The following is a 14,283-nucleotide window of genomic DNA, read 5'->3' as shown; positions in this document are numbered from 1 at the left end:
TCAGACCGCGCGCACGCCGTCCTTCCACACCGCGTCGACCAGCGGCACACCCGGGCGGTACGCGAGGTGCACCCGGCTCGGGCTCTTCAGCAGCACGAGGTCGGCGCAACCGCCGGGGGCGATGCGGCCGATGTCTGTGCGGCGCAGGGCCGCGGCTCCCCCGGCGGTCGCCGCGTGGATCGCCTCGGCGACGGTCATGCGCATGTCGCGCACGGCGACGGCGATGCAGAACGGCATGGACGAGGTGAAGCTCGACCCGGGATTGGTGTCGCAGGCGAGCGCCACGGTGACGCCGGCGTCGATGAGCCGGCGCGCATCCGGATAGGGCTGCCGGGTGGAGAACTCCACGCCGGGCAGCAGGGTGAGGACCGTGTCGGATCCCGCGAGCGCAGCCACGTCCGTGTCGGTCAGGTAGGTGCCATGGTCGATCGAGGCCGCACCGAGCTCGACCGCGAGCTGCACGCCCTCGCCCGGACCCAGCTGGCTCGCGTGCACGCGCGGCTGCAGGCCGCGGGCGATGCCGGCCTCCAGCACCCGGCGGGACTGCGGCACGGTGAACGCGCCGGTCTCACAGAACACGTCGATCCACTTGGCGTGCGGGGCGCAGGCGTCGAGCATCTCGCCGACCACGAGGTCGACGTAGTCGTCGCCGCGGTCGGCGTACTCGGCCGGCACGACGTGCGCGCCGAGGAAGGTGACCTCGCGGGTGACCTCCGCGGCGAGGCGCACGAGGCGCTGCTCGGTCGCGACGTCGAGGCCGTAGCCGCTCTTGATCTCGACGGTGGTGGTGCCCTGCGCGAGCATCTCGTCGAGGAAACCGCGCAGGCGGATCCGCAGTTCGTCGTCGGTCGCCGCGCGTGTGGCGGCCACGGTCGATCGGATGCCGCCGGCGGCATACTTCTGCCCCTGCATCCGCGCCTCGAACTCGGCAGCGCGGTCGCCGCCGAAGACGAGGTGGCTGTGGCTGTCCACGAAGCCGGGGATCACAGCGCGGCCCTCCGCGTCCACGATCTCGTCGGCCGCCGGCGCGTCGGCCGCCGAGCCGACCCAGGCGACCCGCTCGCCCTCGATGAGCACGGCGGCGTCGTGCAGGGTGCCGCAGAGGTCGTCGCCGTCCGCGACGTTCGTCGTGAGCTCGCCGATGTTGGTGATCAGGATCCGCATGTCCTCAGCCTTCCGCAGAGTGGTGCGTCCCGCCTTGTGCCGGGCCCTTCGACAAGCTCAGGGACCGGCACAAGGCGGGACGCGTGATGTGGGTCGGAACCGCTCAGAGCCCCATCGGGACCTTGAGGCCGCGCTCGCGCGCGATGTCCTTCGCGTGGTCGTAGCCGGCGTCGACGTGACGCATCACGCCGGTGCCCGGGTCGTTGGTGAGCACGCGCTCGAGCTTCTCGGCGGCCAGCGCGGATCCGTCGGCGACGGTCACCTGACCGGCGTGGATGGAGCGGCCGATGCCGACGCCGCCGCCGTGGTGCAGCGACACCCAGCTCGCGCCCGAGGACGTGTTCAGCAGCGCGTTGAGCAGCGGCCAGTCGGCGATCGCGTCGGATCCGTCCTTCATGGCCTCGGTCTCGCGGTACGGGCTGGCGACGGAGCCGGAGTCGAGGTGGTCGCGGCCGATGACGATCGGGGCGGACAGCTCGCCCGAGGCGACCATCTCGTTGAACTTCAGGCCCGCCAGGTGCCGCTCCTTGTAGCCCAGCCAGCAGATGCGCGCGGGGAGTCCTTCGAAGTGCACCTTCTCGCCGGCCTTCTCCAGCCAGCGGTGCAGGGCGGCGTCCTCCGGGAAAAGCTCGGCGATGGCGCGGTCGGTCTTGTAGATGTCCTCCGGGTCGCCCGAGAGCGCAGCCCAGCGGAACGGGCCGCGGCCCTCTTCGAACTGCGGACGGATGTACGCCGGCACGAAGCCGGGGAACTCGAATGCGCGGTCGAAGCCGCCGAGGACCGCTTCGGCACGGATCGAGTTGCCGTAGTCGAACACCGCGGCGCCCGCGTCCTGGAACGCGACCATCGCCCGGACGTGCGCGGCCATGGCCTCGCGCGAACGGCGGGTGAACTCCTCGGGGTCGCGCTCGGCCTCGGCCTTCCAGTCCTCCACCGAGATGCCGATGGGCAGGTAGGCGAGCGGGTCGTGCGCGCTGGTCTGGTCGGTCACGATGTCGATCGGCACGCCGCGGCGGAACAGCTCGGGGAAGACCTCGGCGGCGTTGCCGACGATGCCGACGGAGAGCGCCTCACCGGAGTCCTTGGCGGCGACGGCGCGGGCGATGGCCTCGTCGAGGTCGGTGTAGTACACGTCCAGGTAGCCGTGGTCGACGCGGCGCGCGAGACGCGACTCGTCCACGTCCACGATCAGGCACGCGCCGTCGTTCAGCGTGACGGCGAGCGGCTGCGCGCCGCCCATGCCGCCGGCGCCGCCGGTGAGCGACAGAGTGCCCTTGAGCGACTCCTTGCCGAGCGAGCGCGCGACCGCGGCGAACGTCTCGTAGGTGCCCTGCAGGATGCCCTGGGATCCGATGTAGATCCAGGATCCGGCCGTCATCTGGCCGTACATCATCAGGCCCTCGGCCTCGAGCTTGCGGAACTCGGGCCAGGTCGCCCAGTCGCCGACCAGGTTGGAGTTGGCGATGAGCACGCGCGGCGCCCACTCGTGCGTGCGGAACACGCCAACCGGCTTGCCGGACTGCACGAGCAGGGTCTCGTCGGGCTCAAGCTCGTCGAGGGTGCGCACGATCGCGTCGTAGGCCTCCCAGCTGCGCGCAGCGCGGCCGGTGCCGCCGTAGACCACGAGGTCCTCGGGGTGCTCGGCGACCTCGGGATCGAGGTTGTTCATGAGCATGCGCTTGGCAGCCTCGGCGCCCCAGCTCTTCGCGGTGCGCTGGTTGCCGCGGGGTGCGCGGATCGAACGAGTCGGGTCCGACAGGGTCAGGCCGGCAGTGGTGGTGGTGGTGTCAGTCATTCGCGTGCTCCTTCGCAATCGCAGCGATCTGGCCGGACTGCACGAGCGCAGTCACGGCCTCCATGTCAGGGCTGAGGAATCGGTCCGGACCGGGGCCGCCGGCCACGGTGCGGACGAGGTCGCGGACGGCGCCGGTGGCGGGTCCGGCCTCGAGCGGCGCGCGCAGGTCGAGCGCGCGGGCGCCGGTGAGGATCTCGATCGCGAGCACGCGGCCGAGGCCGTCGATCGCGCGACGGAGCTTGCGGGCCGCGGCCCAGCCCATCGAGACGTGGTCCTCCTGCATCGCGGAGGACGGGATCGAGTCGACCGAGGCCGGCACGGCGAGGCGCTTGAGCTCGGAGACGATGCCGGCGGCCGCGTACTGCGCGATCATCAGGCCGGAGTCGACGCCGACCTCGTCCGCGAGGAACGGCGGCAGGCCGTGGCTGCGCGCGGGGTCGAGCGCACGGTCGGTGCGGCGCTCGGCCACCGAGGCCACGTCGGCGACCGAGATCGCGAGGAAGTCAAGCACGGCCGCGACGGGGGCGCCGTGGAAGTTGCCGTTGGACTCGATCCGGCCGTCGCTGGTGACGACGGGGTTGTCGACGACGCTCGCGAGCTCGCGCTCGGCGATCATGGTGGCGTAGGACGCGGTGTCCCGGGCGGCACCGTGCACCTGCGGCGAGCAGCGCAGCGAGTAGGCGTCCTGTACGCGGCCGTCGTCCGGACCCTTGTGGCTGGCGACCATCGGGGAGGATCCGAGGAAGGCGCGCAGGTGCGCGGCGGAGACGGCCTGGCCGATCTGCGGGCGCAGCGCCATGAGATCGCTCGCGAAGACCGCGTCGGTGCCGAGTTGCGACTCGATCGACATCGCGGCCGAGATGTCAGCGGTGATGAAGAGGTTGTCGAGGTCGTGCAGCGCGAGCGACAGCATGCCGAGCATGCCGTCGGTGCCGTTGATGAGGGCGAGGCCCTCCTTCTCCTGCAGTTCGAGGGGCGCGATGCCGGCGGCGGCGAGCGCGTCGGCGGCCGGGACGAGATCGCCGGCGGCGTTGCGGACGTCGCCCTCGCCCATGCTGGCGAGCGCCACGTGGGCGAGCGGGGCCAGGTCGCCCGAGCAGCCCAGCGAGCCGTATTCGCGGACGATCGGGGTGATGCCGGCGTTGAGCATCGCGGCGTAGGTCTCGACGACGACGGGGCGCACGCCGGTGTGGCCGGACGCGAGCGTCTGCAGGCGCAGCAGCTGCAGGCCGCGGACCACCTCGGTCTCGACCTCGGGTCCGGTGCCGGCCGCGTGCGAGCGGATCAGGCTGAGCTGCAGCTGGCGGCGACGCTCGGGGGCGATGAAGGTCGTGGCGAGGGCGCCGAAGCCCGTCGAGACGCCGTAATGCGGCTTGGGGTCGGCGGCCATGCCTTCGATGACGCCGCGGGAGGCGGCGACGCGGTCGAGCGCACCGGCATCGATGACGACCGGTGCAAGGTAGCGGGCAACGGAGACGACATCCTCGGGGCGCAGGGGCGCCGCACCGATGGTGACGGGGGAAGTGTGGGGCATGAGACGATTTCACACCCTCGGCCGCCGCTCGGACAGTGCCCGGGACGACGTCCTGTCTGGAATCACAGACATGTAGACGAAGGCTGCGCACCGCCCTGATGGGCCCCGGGTGACCCGGGAGGGATCGGGATCGAGCGAGCCTGGATCCTCCCGCGACTCCCGACATCCGACGCACAAGATGTGCGAAATGTCGAACAGATGATGAGATCAGTGCGGATAGCACATGGTGGGTCGCGCAACGCGTCACTAGCGTGAGCGGCACCATCCTCTTCCGCCCGAAGGAAACCACCATGGCCCGTATCGCGCCGCACGACGACTTCGCCCTCTCCCGCGTGACTCCCGAAGCGCGAAAGCCCTGGTTCGGCATCGCCGTGCAGCGCTTCGGCCAGGTCTCCGCCCTGTCGCAGTTCCTCCTCGGCGCGACGCTGGGATACGGGATGACCTTCGGGGAGGCCGCGCTCGCGTTCCTGCTCGGATCCGTCATCCTCGAGGTCATCATGTGCATCGTCGGATTCATCGGGCAGCGCGAGGGCCTGAACACGGCCCTCCTCGCCCGCTGGACAGGCTTCGGCGAGATCGGCGCGGCGCTCGTGGGCCTCGCGATCGGCATCAGCCTCATCGGCTGGTTCGGCATCCAGTCCGCGATCTCCGCGCAGTCGCTCGACGCGCTCATGCCCGGCGTGCTGCCGACCTGGCTGTGGAGCCTGCTGTTCGGCCTCGCCGTCACCGCGATCGTGGCCTTCGGCTTCCTCGGCATGCAGTGGCTCGCGAACATCACCGTGCCCCTGTTCCTCGTGCTCGTGGGCTGGTCCGTGATCTCGGAGCTCAGCCGTCACGACCTCGGCGCACTGCTCACGAGCCCGGCACCGGGCCCGCACATCACCGTCTGGGCCGGCACCGGCATCGTCGCCGGCGGCCTCATCGTCGGCGCCATCATCACCGGCGACATGACGCGCTTCAACCGCTCCCGCGCCGACGTCGTCAAGCAGACCGTCGTGGGCGTCACGCTCGGCGAGTTCGTGATCGGCCTGGCCGGCGTGCTCCTCGCGCACGCCGCGAAGTCCGGCGACATCGTCGCGATCGTCACGAGCTCGGTCGGCCTGGTCGGCCTCATCATCGTCATCACCGGAACGCTCAAGATCAACGACTGGAACCTCTACTCGTCGGCCCTGGGCCTGGTGAACTTCGTCTCGACGACGTTCGGCAAGAACCTGCACCGCGTGACGACGACGATCGTCCTCGGCATCGTCGGATCCGTCCTCGCCGCCGCGGGGATCCTCGGGCAGTTCACCCAGTTCCTCATCGTGCTGAGCGTGGCGTTCCCGCCCATCGCGGGCATCATGGTCGCCGAGTACTTCATCGTCCGCCGCTGGCGCGGGGACCTCGACGCCAGCCGTGAGGAGGGCGTGCTGCCCGCCTCCGCCCCGCGCATCGTCCCCGCCACGATCGTGGTCTGGGTGGTCTCGTCGCTCGTCGGCTACTTCGTGACCTGGGGGATCCCGTCCCTCGTCAGCCTGTTCCTCTCGATGGTGCTGTACATCGTGGCGGGCAAGCTGGGCCTCGTCCGCGGGGTCGGCGCCGTCCCCACCCGTCAGGCCGATCCCGCCGAGGCCGCGGCCGCCTGATCCCCAGACTCCGTCGCGGGGTGCGGCGCCTTCCGACGCCCCGCGACGGGACCATTCGTCCCAGAACCACCGAGAAAGCGAGAACCATGCACATCGGCATCGACGTCGGCGGCACCAACACGGATGCCGTCCTCATGGACGGCGCCCGCACCCTCGCCGGGGTGAAGCACTCCACCACCCCCGACGTGACCGACGGGATCGTGCAGGCGATCGAGGATCTGCGGGCGCACCACCCGTTCGAGGGATCCGACATCGAGGCCGTCATGATCGGCACGACGCACTTCATCAACGCGCTCGTGCAGGCCAGCCGTCTCGCGCCCACCGCGGCCCTGCGGCTCGGCCTGCCCGCGACCCGCGCCCTCCCTCCGCTCGTGGACTGGCCCGGTGAACTGCTCGAGGCCGCTCAGGCGCGCAGCTATCTCGCGCACGGCGGCTACGAGTTCGACGGTCGCCCGATCTCGCCGCTCGATCCCGAGGAACTGCGCGGGATCGCCGCGGACATGAAGGCGCACGGGATCCGCTCTGTCGCGATCTCGGCCGTGTTCAGCCCGGTCAACCACGACCTCGAGGTGCGCGCCGCGGAGATCCTCGGCGAGGTCCTCGGCGACGACGTGGCGATCTCCCTCTCGCACGAGATCGGCCGGATCGGCATCCTCGAGCGCGAGAACGCGACGATCATCAACGCCGCCCTGCGCGAGCTCGCCTCCGAGATCGTCGACGGCCTCACCGCCGCCGTCCGGGCGCACGGCATCGAGGCGCCGATCTTCCTCAGCCAGAACGACGGCACGCTCATGGACGACGAGTACGTGCGCCGCTATCCCGTCGCGACCTTCGCCTCCGGCCCGACCAACTCGATGCGCGGAGCCGCGGCCACGAGCGGCCTGCAGGACTGCGCCGTGATCGATGTGGGCGGCACCACGGCGGACATCGGCCTGCTCGTGAACGGCTTCCCCCGCGAGACCGCGAACGAGGTGAAGGTCGCCGGCATCCGCACGAACTTCCGCATGCCCGACGTGCTCTCCCTCGGCATCGGCGGCGGGAGCATCGTGGACGAGGAGACCGCCGAGGTCGGCCCCGCCTCGGTCGGCTACCGCCTCGGCACAGAAGCGCTCGTCTTCGGCGGCTCGACCCTCACCGCGACCGACATCGCGGTCGCGGCGGGGCGCGCCGAGGTCGGCGACCCCGCGAAGGTCGCGCACCTCGATCCGGAGTTCGTGGCGCGCGTGCTCGCGCGCATCGCCGAGCGGGTCGCGGAGGCCGTGGACCGGATGCGCACCTCCCCCGACCCGATCGCAGTCGTCGCGGTCGGCGGCGGATCCATCCTGCTCCCCGACGTTCTGGAGCCGTTCGGCCCCGTGCACCGCCCGGAGAACTACGCGGTCGCGAACGCGATCGGCGCGTCGATCGCCCAGGTCGGCGGCGAGATCGACAAGGTCTACGCGATCGCCGCCGGCGCGCGCAACGAGACCATCGCGGCCGTCCGCGCCGAGGCCGTCGACAAGGCGATCGCCGCCGGCGCGAAGCCGTCCACGGTCGCGATCATCGACTTCGACGAGGTCCCGATCCCGTACCTGCCCGGCAACGCCACGCGCATCCGCGCCAAGGCCGTCGGCGACCTGGACATGGGGGCCTGAGATGGGCTGGCAGATCGACACCGCGCAGATCGAGGATCTCGCCCGCGGCGCCGCCGTGTTCGGCACCGGCGGCGGCGGCGATCCCTACATCGGATCCCTCCTCGCCCGGCAGGCGCTGTCGGACGGGCCCGTCCCCGTCCTCGACCTCGCCGAAGTCCCCGACGACGCGCACGTGCTGTTCGTCGCGATGATGGGCGCACCGACCGTCATGGTGGAGAAGCTCCCGAGCTTGGACGAGGTCGTCGAGCCCGTGCGCGCCCTCGGCTCGCATCTGGGACGGCCCGTCACCCACATCGCGTGCGCCGAGGTGGGCGGCGTGAACTCGACGATCCCCGTCGCGGCCGCCGCCGCGCTCGGACTGCCGCTCGTGGACGCCGACGGCATGGGCCGCGCGTTCCCCGAACTGCAGATGGTGCTGCCCACGCTCATCGGCGTCACCGCCTCGCCCCTCGCGCTCAGCGACGAGAAGGGCAACGTCGCGGTCCTGCAGACGATCGACAACACCTGGACGGAGCGGATCGCACGCGTCGCGACCGTCGAGATGGGCTGCTCCACGATGATCGCCGGGTTCTCCATGACGGGCGCACAGGCCCGCGCGGGCCTCGTCGGCGGCTCGCTCTCGCGGTGCATCACCGTGGGGCGGGCGATCGCGGAGGCCCGTGCAGCGAAGACCGATCCGGTCGAGGCCGCGGTCCGCGAGCTCTCCGGACGCGAGCTCTTCGACGGGAAGGTGATCGACGTGCAGCGCGCCACGACGACCGGCTTCGCCCGTGGTCGCGCCCGAATCGGGGGCGAGGGCGGTGCCGCGCTCACCCTGCAGTTCCAGAACGAGCACCTCGTCGCCGAGGCCGACGGGCGGATCCTCGCCACCACGCCCGACCTCATCATGGTCGTCGAGGGCGAGTCCGGGGAGCCGATCACGACAGAGGCCCTCCGCTACGGCCAGCGCGTGCGCGTGCTCGCGGCCCCGGCCGACGAGCGCTGGCACTCCGCCGAGGCGCTCGCGATGGTCGGTCCCGGCTACTTCGGCTACGACATGCCGGCCCATCGCTACGACGGCACGGTCTCGACCGGAGAACCCCTCGTGACGGCGGGCGCGGCATGAGCTGGCAGCTCACGGCCGCTGATCTCCCCGACCTCGCCCGCGGCGCCACACTGCTCGGCACGGGCGGCGGCGGCGATCCCTACATCGGCAGCAAGCTCGTCGAACGGGTGCTCGGCGACGGGGCGATCACGATCCTGGATCCGGAGGAGCTTCCCGACGATCTCTTCGTGATCCCGACCGCGCAGATGGGCGCGCCGACCGTGATGGTCGAGAAGATCCCGGCGGGCACCGAGCCCACGCTGGCGCTCAGGGCGCTCGAGGCGCACCTGGGGCGCACGGCCGACGCCACCATGCCGATCGAGTGCGGCGGGATCAACTCGATGATCCCGCTCGTCGTCGCCGCGGAGACCGGGCTTCCGGTGGTCGACGCGGACGGCATGGGTCGCGCCTTCCCCGAGCTGTCCATGGAGACGTTCGCCGTGTACGGCGTGCACGGCTCGCCCCTCGCCCTCGCCGGCGAGCGCTGGGAGACCGTCATCATCGACACCGGCGACGACGACCGCCAGATGGAGTGGCTCGCCCGCGCGATCACCATCCGCATCGGCGGCGTCGGGCACATCGCGGAGTATGCGATGTCCGGCGCGGACGTGCGCCGGACCGCCGTTCCGCGCACGATCTCGATGGCGCTCGCCCTCGGCCGCGCGATCCGCGAGGCCCGCGCAGAGCACCGCTCCCCCTTCGAGGCGATCGCCGACACGCTCTCCCGCACCCTCTACGCCCACGTACGCGAGCTCGCCGTGGGCAAGGTCGTCGACGTCGAGCGCCGCACCACCGAGGGATTCGCGAAGGGACGCGCCGTGATCGCGCCGCTCGAGGGCGACGGCTCTTTCGAGATCCTGTTCCAGAACGAGAACCTCATAGCCCGGCACGACGGCGAGGTCGTCGCCATCGTGCCGGATCTCATCTGCGTCGTGGATCACGAGACCGCCGAGCCCATCACGACCGAGGGGCTGCGCTACGGCCAGCGCGTGCGCGTTCTCGGCATCTCGACGCCGGACATGATGCGCACCGAGGGCGCCCTCGCGGCCTTCGGCCCCTCCGCCTTCGGTCTCGCCGAGCCGTTCCGCCCGGTCGAGCGGCTGGGCGTCTGAGCCTGATCCAGGAGCCGGACCCGAACCGGCCCCTGGATCCGATCCGGATCCGATGCGAGGCCTCTAGTCTGGGACGATGTCGTGGCGACTACGAGCCGGGGACGTGACCGCGCTCGCGCTGGGCTGCGCCCTGCTCGGCTCGGGCGGCGGCGGCACGACCACCATGCTCGAACTCATGCTCGCGGGTGACGATTCCGGCCCGCATCCGCTCGTCGACGTGGAGGAGCTGGATCCCGCCACTCCCTGCTTCGGCGCCGCGTTCGTCGGCTCCACGATCCTGCTCGGCGAGCGCATGCCGGGACTCGCACCGTTCGGACGCCTGGTGGCCGCGGCAGAACGCTGGCTCGGCACGCGGATCCCCGCCGTCTGCTCGATCGAGGGCGGCGGCATGAACAGCCTCGTTCCGTTCCTGTTCTCCGGCGAGCGCACGATCGTGGACGCCGACTGCACGGGCCGCGCCGTGCCGGAGCTCGACCAGATGTCGCTCTTCGTCGACCGGGTGCCGGGGCTCGTGTTCACGTGCGAGAGCGGTGCCGGCGGCGTCGCCCTCGTGGAGACGGACCGCGCCGTGGACGCGGAGCGCATCATCCGCTCGGCGATCATCCAGGCGGGAGGGAGCGGTGCGGCCGTGCTCGCGGGCTTCACGGTCGGCGATCTCCGTGAGCACGCCATGCCAGGACACCAGCGGCGCGCGCTCGCCCTGGGGCGCGCCTTCCTCGCGGCCCGGTTCTCGCCGACTGCCGAGCTCGCCGCGGGGCTCGGGGCGCGCCTGCTGACCGAGGGACGGATCGACCGGATCTCCCCGCACCACGCCGACCCCCACGTGCAGTCCGTCGAGATCGCCGGCCCCGGTGGGGCGATCGACCGTGTGGTGACCCGATCGGAGGCCCTCGCCGTGCTCAGCGACGGCGCGCTGCTCGCCTCCGCACCGGCGATCATCGTCATGCTCGACGCCGCGTCGCGCGAGATCCTCCAGGTCACCGATCTCGTTCCGGGACGGCGCGTCGTCGTCCTCTCGCTGCCCGCGCCGGACTGGTGGCTGGAGCGCCCCGAGCGCCTGCGCCGTGTGCTGCCGTCGACGTACGGTCTCGCCGAGCTGGACGCCGCATGACCGCCCGGCTTTCCCTCGCGGGCCTCCGGGCGCACCCCGAGACCGGGGGCCTGCGCCGGATCGCCGGCCCGGAGGACGCCGCGTGGGACGCGGTCGCCGTGGAGTCGGCGGAGGCGGACCTGCCGACGCTGCCCGACGGCGGCCTCGCCGCACTGCCTGACGGCGCCCTCGCGGTGCTGCTCGACGCCGCGCCCGAGACGCCCTGGCAACAGGACGCGATGCTGCGCCGGATCCGCGAGCGCGGCTTCCGCGGCGTCGCGCTGCCGGGCGCCGCCGGGTTCGACCCCGGCGCGCAGCGGCTCGCTGAGCGGCTGGGGATCTGCCTGCTCGACGTGGAGCGACCCATCGTGCTCGCCCAGGCGTGCTGGATGCTCGTGCAGGCGCAGGACGCGCTCACGCTCTCGCACGTGCGCAAGGTCGCGCGCTCCTTCGAGTATCCGGCCCGGGATCTGTCGGATCTGCTTCGCCAGATCTCCGCCACGCTCGGCCATCCGCTCGCCCTCGTGGACGGCACCGACGTGCTGCATTCCTCGGGCGGCGAACTCGATCCCGCCCTGCACGCCGCGATCGACTTTCGTCCCTGGATCGACATCGCCCGTGCGGGGAACCGCACCGCGGCCTCCGTCCGCGTGGACAGCCCGAGTCGGCCGGGCCTGCGCCTGGTCGTCTTCGGCGAGGGGCTGAGCGAGAGCCAGCTCGCCGCGCTCTCCGTCGCGGCCGAGGTCGCGATGCCGGCCGTCGCGGCGCGGATCCTCATCGACGAGGTCGCGGAGGTGAACGACGTCTCGGCCTCCTCCGCCCTGCTCCGCGACTTCGTCGACGCACGGGGCCTCGCCGATGACGACATCGAGCGCCGCATGGGCGAGCGCGGCTGGCGCACGACAGGACATCATCTCGGCTTCCGGATGGTCGGGCGCGGTCGGCTGGATCCGCTGCCGCTGCTCCGCGCCGTGCGCGCGGCGCTCGGCAGGATCCCCGCGGAGGCGCACGTCACCACCGCCGGGCGCGGGCTGAGCGGCTGGCTGGCGTTCTCCGAGGCACCGGATCCCGCGACCGTCGAACAGCTGGCGCGCGGGCTGCGCACTCTGCACCGCGAAGTGGGACGAGCCTTCGCGATCGCGACGGGCGTCGGTTCACTGCAGCGCGGGGCCGCGGGGCTCGCCGCGACCCTGGACGAGGCCGCGGATGCGGCCCGGATCGCGGCGTCGCGCTCGGCGACGGGCTGGTTCGTCCGTGTCGACAGCCTCGGGCTCGAGCAGCTGCTGCTGGCCTGGACCGGCAATGACACCTTCGTGCCCGCGGCGGAATCGCTCCTCGCGCCGCTGCAGGGCGCGACAGGGGACCTGCTGCGCACGCTCTCCGCCTACCTCGACCAGGAGTCGAGCCTGGTCGCGACCGCCGAGGCGCTGAACCTGCACCGCAACACGGTCGCGGTGCGGATCCGGCGGGTGCAGGAGCTCCTCGGCGTCGACCTGACGGATCCCGAGACCCGCCTCGCGATGCACCTCGCCTGTCGCGCCGTACTCGCGCCCGCGGCGGGCGACGGCGTCACGGCACGACGCGAGCATGGGATCCTGGGAGCGTGAACGCCGATCGCACGGACCACGGCGCCGGGACGGACTCGCCGACGAACGCCCGCGACGACAGGCCCCAGGTCCCCGCCGCCGACCACACCCTGCGGATCCTGCGTTTCCTGGCCCGCCGCGCCGGTCCGGTCGCCGCGTCCGCGCTGGCGCGCGAGCTCGACATCCCGCGCTCCACGGTCTACCACCTGCTCACCACGCTCGAGGCGCACGGGTTCGTCGTGCATCTGCCGCAGGAGCGCCGCTGGGGACTCGGCACCAGCGCCTTCGAGCTCGCCGGCGGCTACGCCCGGCAGGAGCCGCTGGCCCGGCTCGGGCGCCCGCTTCTGGCGGGTCTCGCCGACCGCCTCGGCGAGAGCGCGCACCTCGCCGTGATGACCGGCCGCGACGTGCTGTACATCGTCGAGGAGCGTGCTCTGCGCCGCCCCGCCCTCATCACCGACGTGGGAGTGCGCCTGCCCGCGCACCTCACCGCGACCGGCCGGGCGATGCTCGCCGCGCTGCCCCGCGAGCAGGTGCGCGCGCTGTATCCGGATGCGGCGGCGTTCGCGCAGCGCTCCGGCGGTGGCCCGTCTCGCCCCCGCGAGCTGAACGAGCTGCTGCGCGAGGTGCGTCGCGACGGCGTCGCCCGCGAGGACGGCGAGGTGACCCCGGGGTTCCGGTCGGTCGGCATCGCCGTGCGCGACCACGTCGACTGGCCGGTGGCGGCCGTCGCCGTCACCTGGTCGGAGGAGGGCTCCGTCGACGAGACGGCGATCGTCGATGCCGTGACCGAGACCGCCCGGCAGCTGCAGCGCCGGCTGGGCTACGGAGCGCGCGCCGGCTCCTGACGGACAGTCCGTTCGGCGGGCGCACAGCCCGGGCCGGGAGGATCGGCGAGTGCGGAGGATGACGGATCCAGCCCAGATTCGACGCGTCGCCGTGATCGCAGGGGTCGTCGGCCTGCTCGCGGGCGTGAGCGGATCCTGGATCCCGTCGTTCTGGGGCGACGAGGCCGCGAGCGTCATGTCGGCCTCGCGCACCTGGCCGGAGCTGGGGCGCATGCTGCAGACCGTCGACGGCGTGCACGGCGCCTACTACGCGTTCCTGCATGTGTGGATCGATCTGTTCGGTGCGAGCGAGTTCTCCGTGCGGCTGCCCAGCGCGATCGCCGCGGGGCTCCTGGCCGCCGGCACCTCCGTGCTCGCCGGACGCCTCGGCGGTCCGCGACTCGCCATGGCCGCCGGCCTCATCTCGGCCCTGCTGCCCCGCACCGCGGTGATGGCGGCGGAGGCGCGCTCGTACGCGATCGGATCCGCGGTCGCGGCGTGGCTGACGGTGCTGCTGCTCGCTCTGCTGGCGCGACGGCATGCCTGGTGGGGGTGGGCGGCTTATGCCGTCGGCGCCGCAGCCGCGATCTACGTCTTCCTCTACCTGGCCCTGCTGCTCGTGGTGCACGGCGTGTTCGTGTTGATCTTCCACCGCCGCTCGCTCGCGCGCTGGTCGGGCTGGGCTGCGTTCGCGACCCTGTTGGCGGTGCCGATCGTGCTGCTCGCCGCCGCGGAGCAGAACCAGATCGGCTTCCTCGCGCACCGCGACTACATCACGCCGCTGAACGTGTTCGCGCTGCAGTGGTTCGACCCGGTGACCGCCTGGCCGTGC

General features: G+C 72.2%; 10 protein-coding genes and 1 pseudogene. 8 read left to right on the top strand and 3 right to left on the bottom strand.

The window, feature by feature from the left end; all coding sequences use genetic code 11:
* From hutI to hutH, 3 genes are all read right to left on the bottom strand, one after another.
* The gene (hutI, locus tag AC1DMN_RS01610; protein WP_477229495.1) at positions 1–1,164 is read right to left on the bottom strand and encodes an imidazolonepropionase; all 1,164 of its coding nucleotides are present in this window, start codon (positions 1,162–1,164) and stop codon (positions 1–3) included.
* 103 nt (positions 1,165–1,267) lie between these two features.
* Positions 1,268–2,959 carry a urocanate hydratase gene (gene hutU, locus AC1DMN_RS01605; protein WP_477229496.1) on the bottom strand — a complete coding sequence of 564 codons (1,692 nt, stop codon included), beginning with the start codon at positions 2,957–2,959 and terminating at the stop codon, positions 1,268–1,270.
* On the bottom strand, positions 2,952–4,493 hold the full coding sequence (gene hutH, locus AC1DMN_RS01600) for a histidine ammonia-lyase (RefSeq protein WP_440733678.1): 1,542 nt from the start codon (positions 4,491–4,493) through the stop codon (positions 2,952–2,954). The genes hutU and hutH overlap by 8 nt, the downstream gene beginning before the upstream one ends.
* A gap of 290 nt (positions 4,494–4,783) precedes the next feature.
* Between hutH and AC1DMN_RS01595 the strand changes: the two genes are divergently transcribed.
* The 8 genes and pseudogenes from AC1DMN_RS01595 to AC1DMN_RS01560 all read left to right on the top strand — a co-directional run.
* Positions 4,784–6,118 carry a purine-cytosine permease family protein gene (locus AC1DMN_RS01595; RefSeq protein ID WP_477229497.1) on the top strand — a complete coding sequence of 445 codons (1,335 nt, stop codon included), beginning with the start codon at positions 4,784–4,786 and terminating at the stop codon, positions 6,116–6,118.
* 86 nt (positions 6,119–6,204) lie between these two features.
* Positions 6,205–7,752, top strand: a complete 1,548-nt coding sequence (locus AC1DMN_RS01590) for a hydantoinase/oxoprolinase N-terminal domain-containing protein (RefSeq protein ID WP_477229498.1) — start codon at positions 6,205–6,207, stop codon at positions 7,750–7,752.
* 1 nt (position 7,753) lies between these two features.
* On the top strand, positions 7,754–8,857 hold the full coding sequence (locus AC1DMN_RS01585; RefSeq protein WP_477229499.1) for a DUF917 domain-containing protein: 1,104 nt from the start codon (positions 7,754–7,756) through the stop codon (positions 8,855–8,857).
* Positions 8,854–9,948 carry a DUF917 domain-containing protein gene (locus AC1DMN_RS01580; RefSeq protein WP_477229500.1) on the top strand — a complete coding sequence of 365 codons (1,095 nt, stop codon included), beginning with the start codon at positions 8,854–8,856 and terminating at the stop codon, positions 9,946–9,948. Before AC1DMN_RS01585 ends, AC1DMN_RS01580 begins: the two co-directional genes overlap by 4 nt.
* A 103-nt stretch (positions 9,949–10,051) precedes the next feature.
* Positions 10,052–11,059 carry an S-methyl thiohydantoin desulfurase domain-containing protein gene (locus AC1DMN_RS01575; RefSeq protein ID WP_477229501.1) on the top strand — a complete coding sequence of 336 codons (1,008 nt, stop codon included), beginning with the start codon at positions 10,052–10,054 and terminating at the stop codon, positions 11,057–11,059.
* Positions 11,056–12,645: a PucR family transcriptional regulator gene (locus AC1DMN_RS01570; RefSeq protein ID WP_477229502.1), complete on the top strand. Its 1,590-nt coding sequence runs from the start codon at positions 11,056–11,058 to the stop codon at positions 12,643–12,645. Before AC1DMN_RS01575 ends, AC1DMN_RS01570 begins: the two co-directional genes overlap by 4 nt.
* Positions 12,646–12,734: 89 nt before the next feature.
* The gene (locus AC1DMN_RS01565) at positions 12,735–13,472 is read left to right on the top strand and encodes an IclR family transcriptional regulator (protein ID WP_440734088.1); all 738 of its coding nucleotides are present in this window, start codon (positions 12,735–12,737) and stop codon (positions 13,470–13,472) included.
* Between the two features lie 58 nt (positions 13,473–13,530).
* A pseudogene (locus AC1DMN_RS01560) lies at positions 13,531–14,148 on the top strand (glycosyltransferase family 39 protein); the annotation flags it as partial.
* Between the last annotated feature and the right edge of the window lie 135 nt (positions 14,149–14,283).

This window comes from Microbacterium sp. 01T413_2 (genome assembly GCF_056398985.1).
Note: the sequence above shows the minus strand (reverse complement) of the source record. Positions and strands in the feature narration are given on the sequence as shown.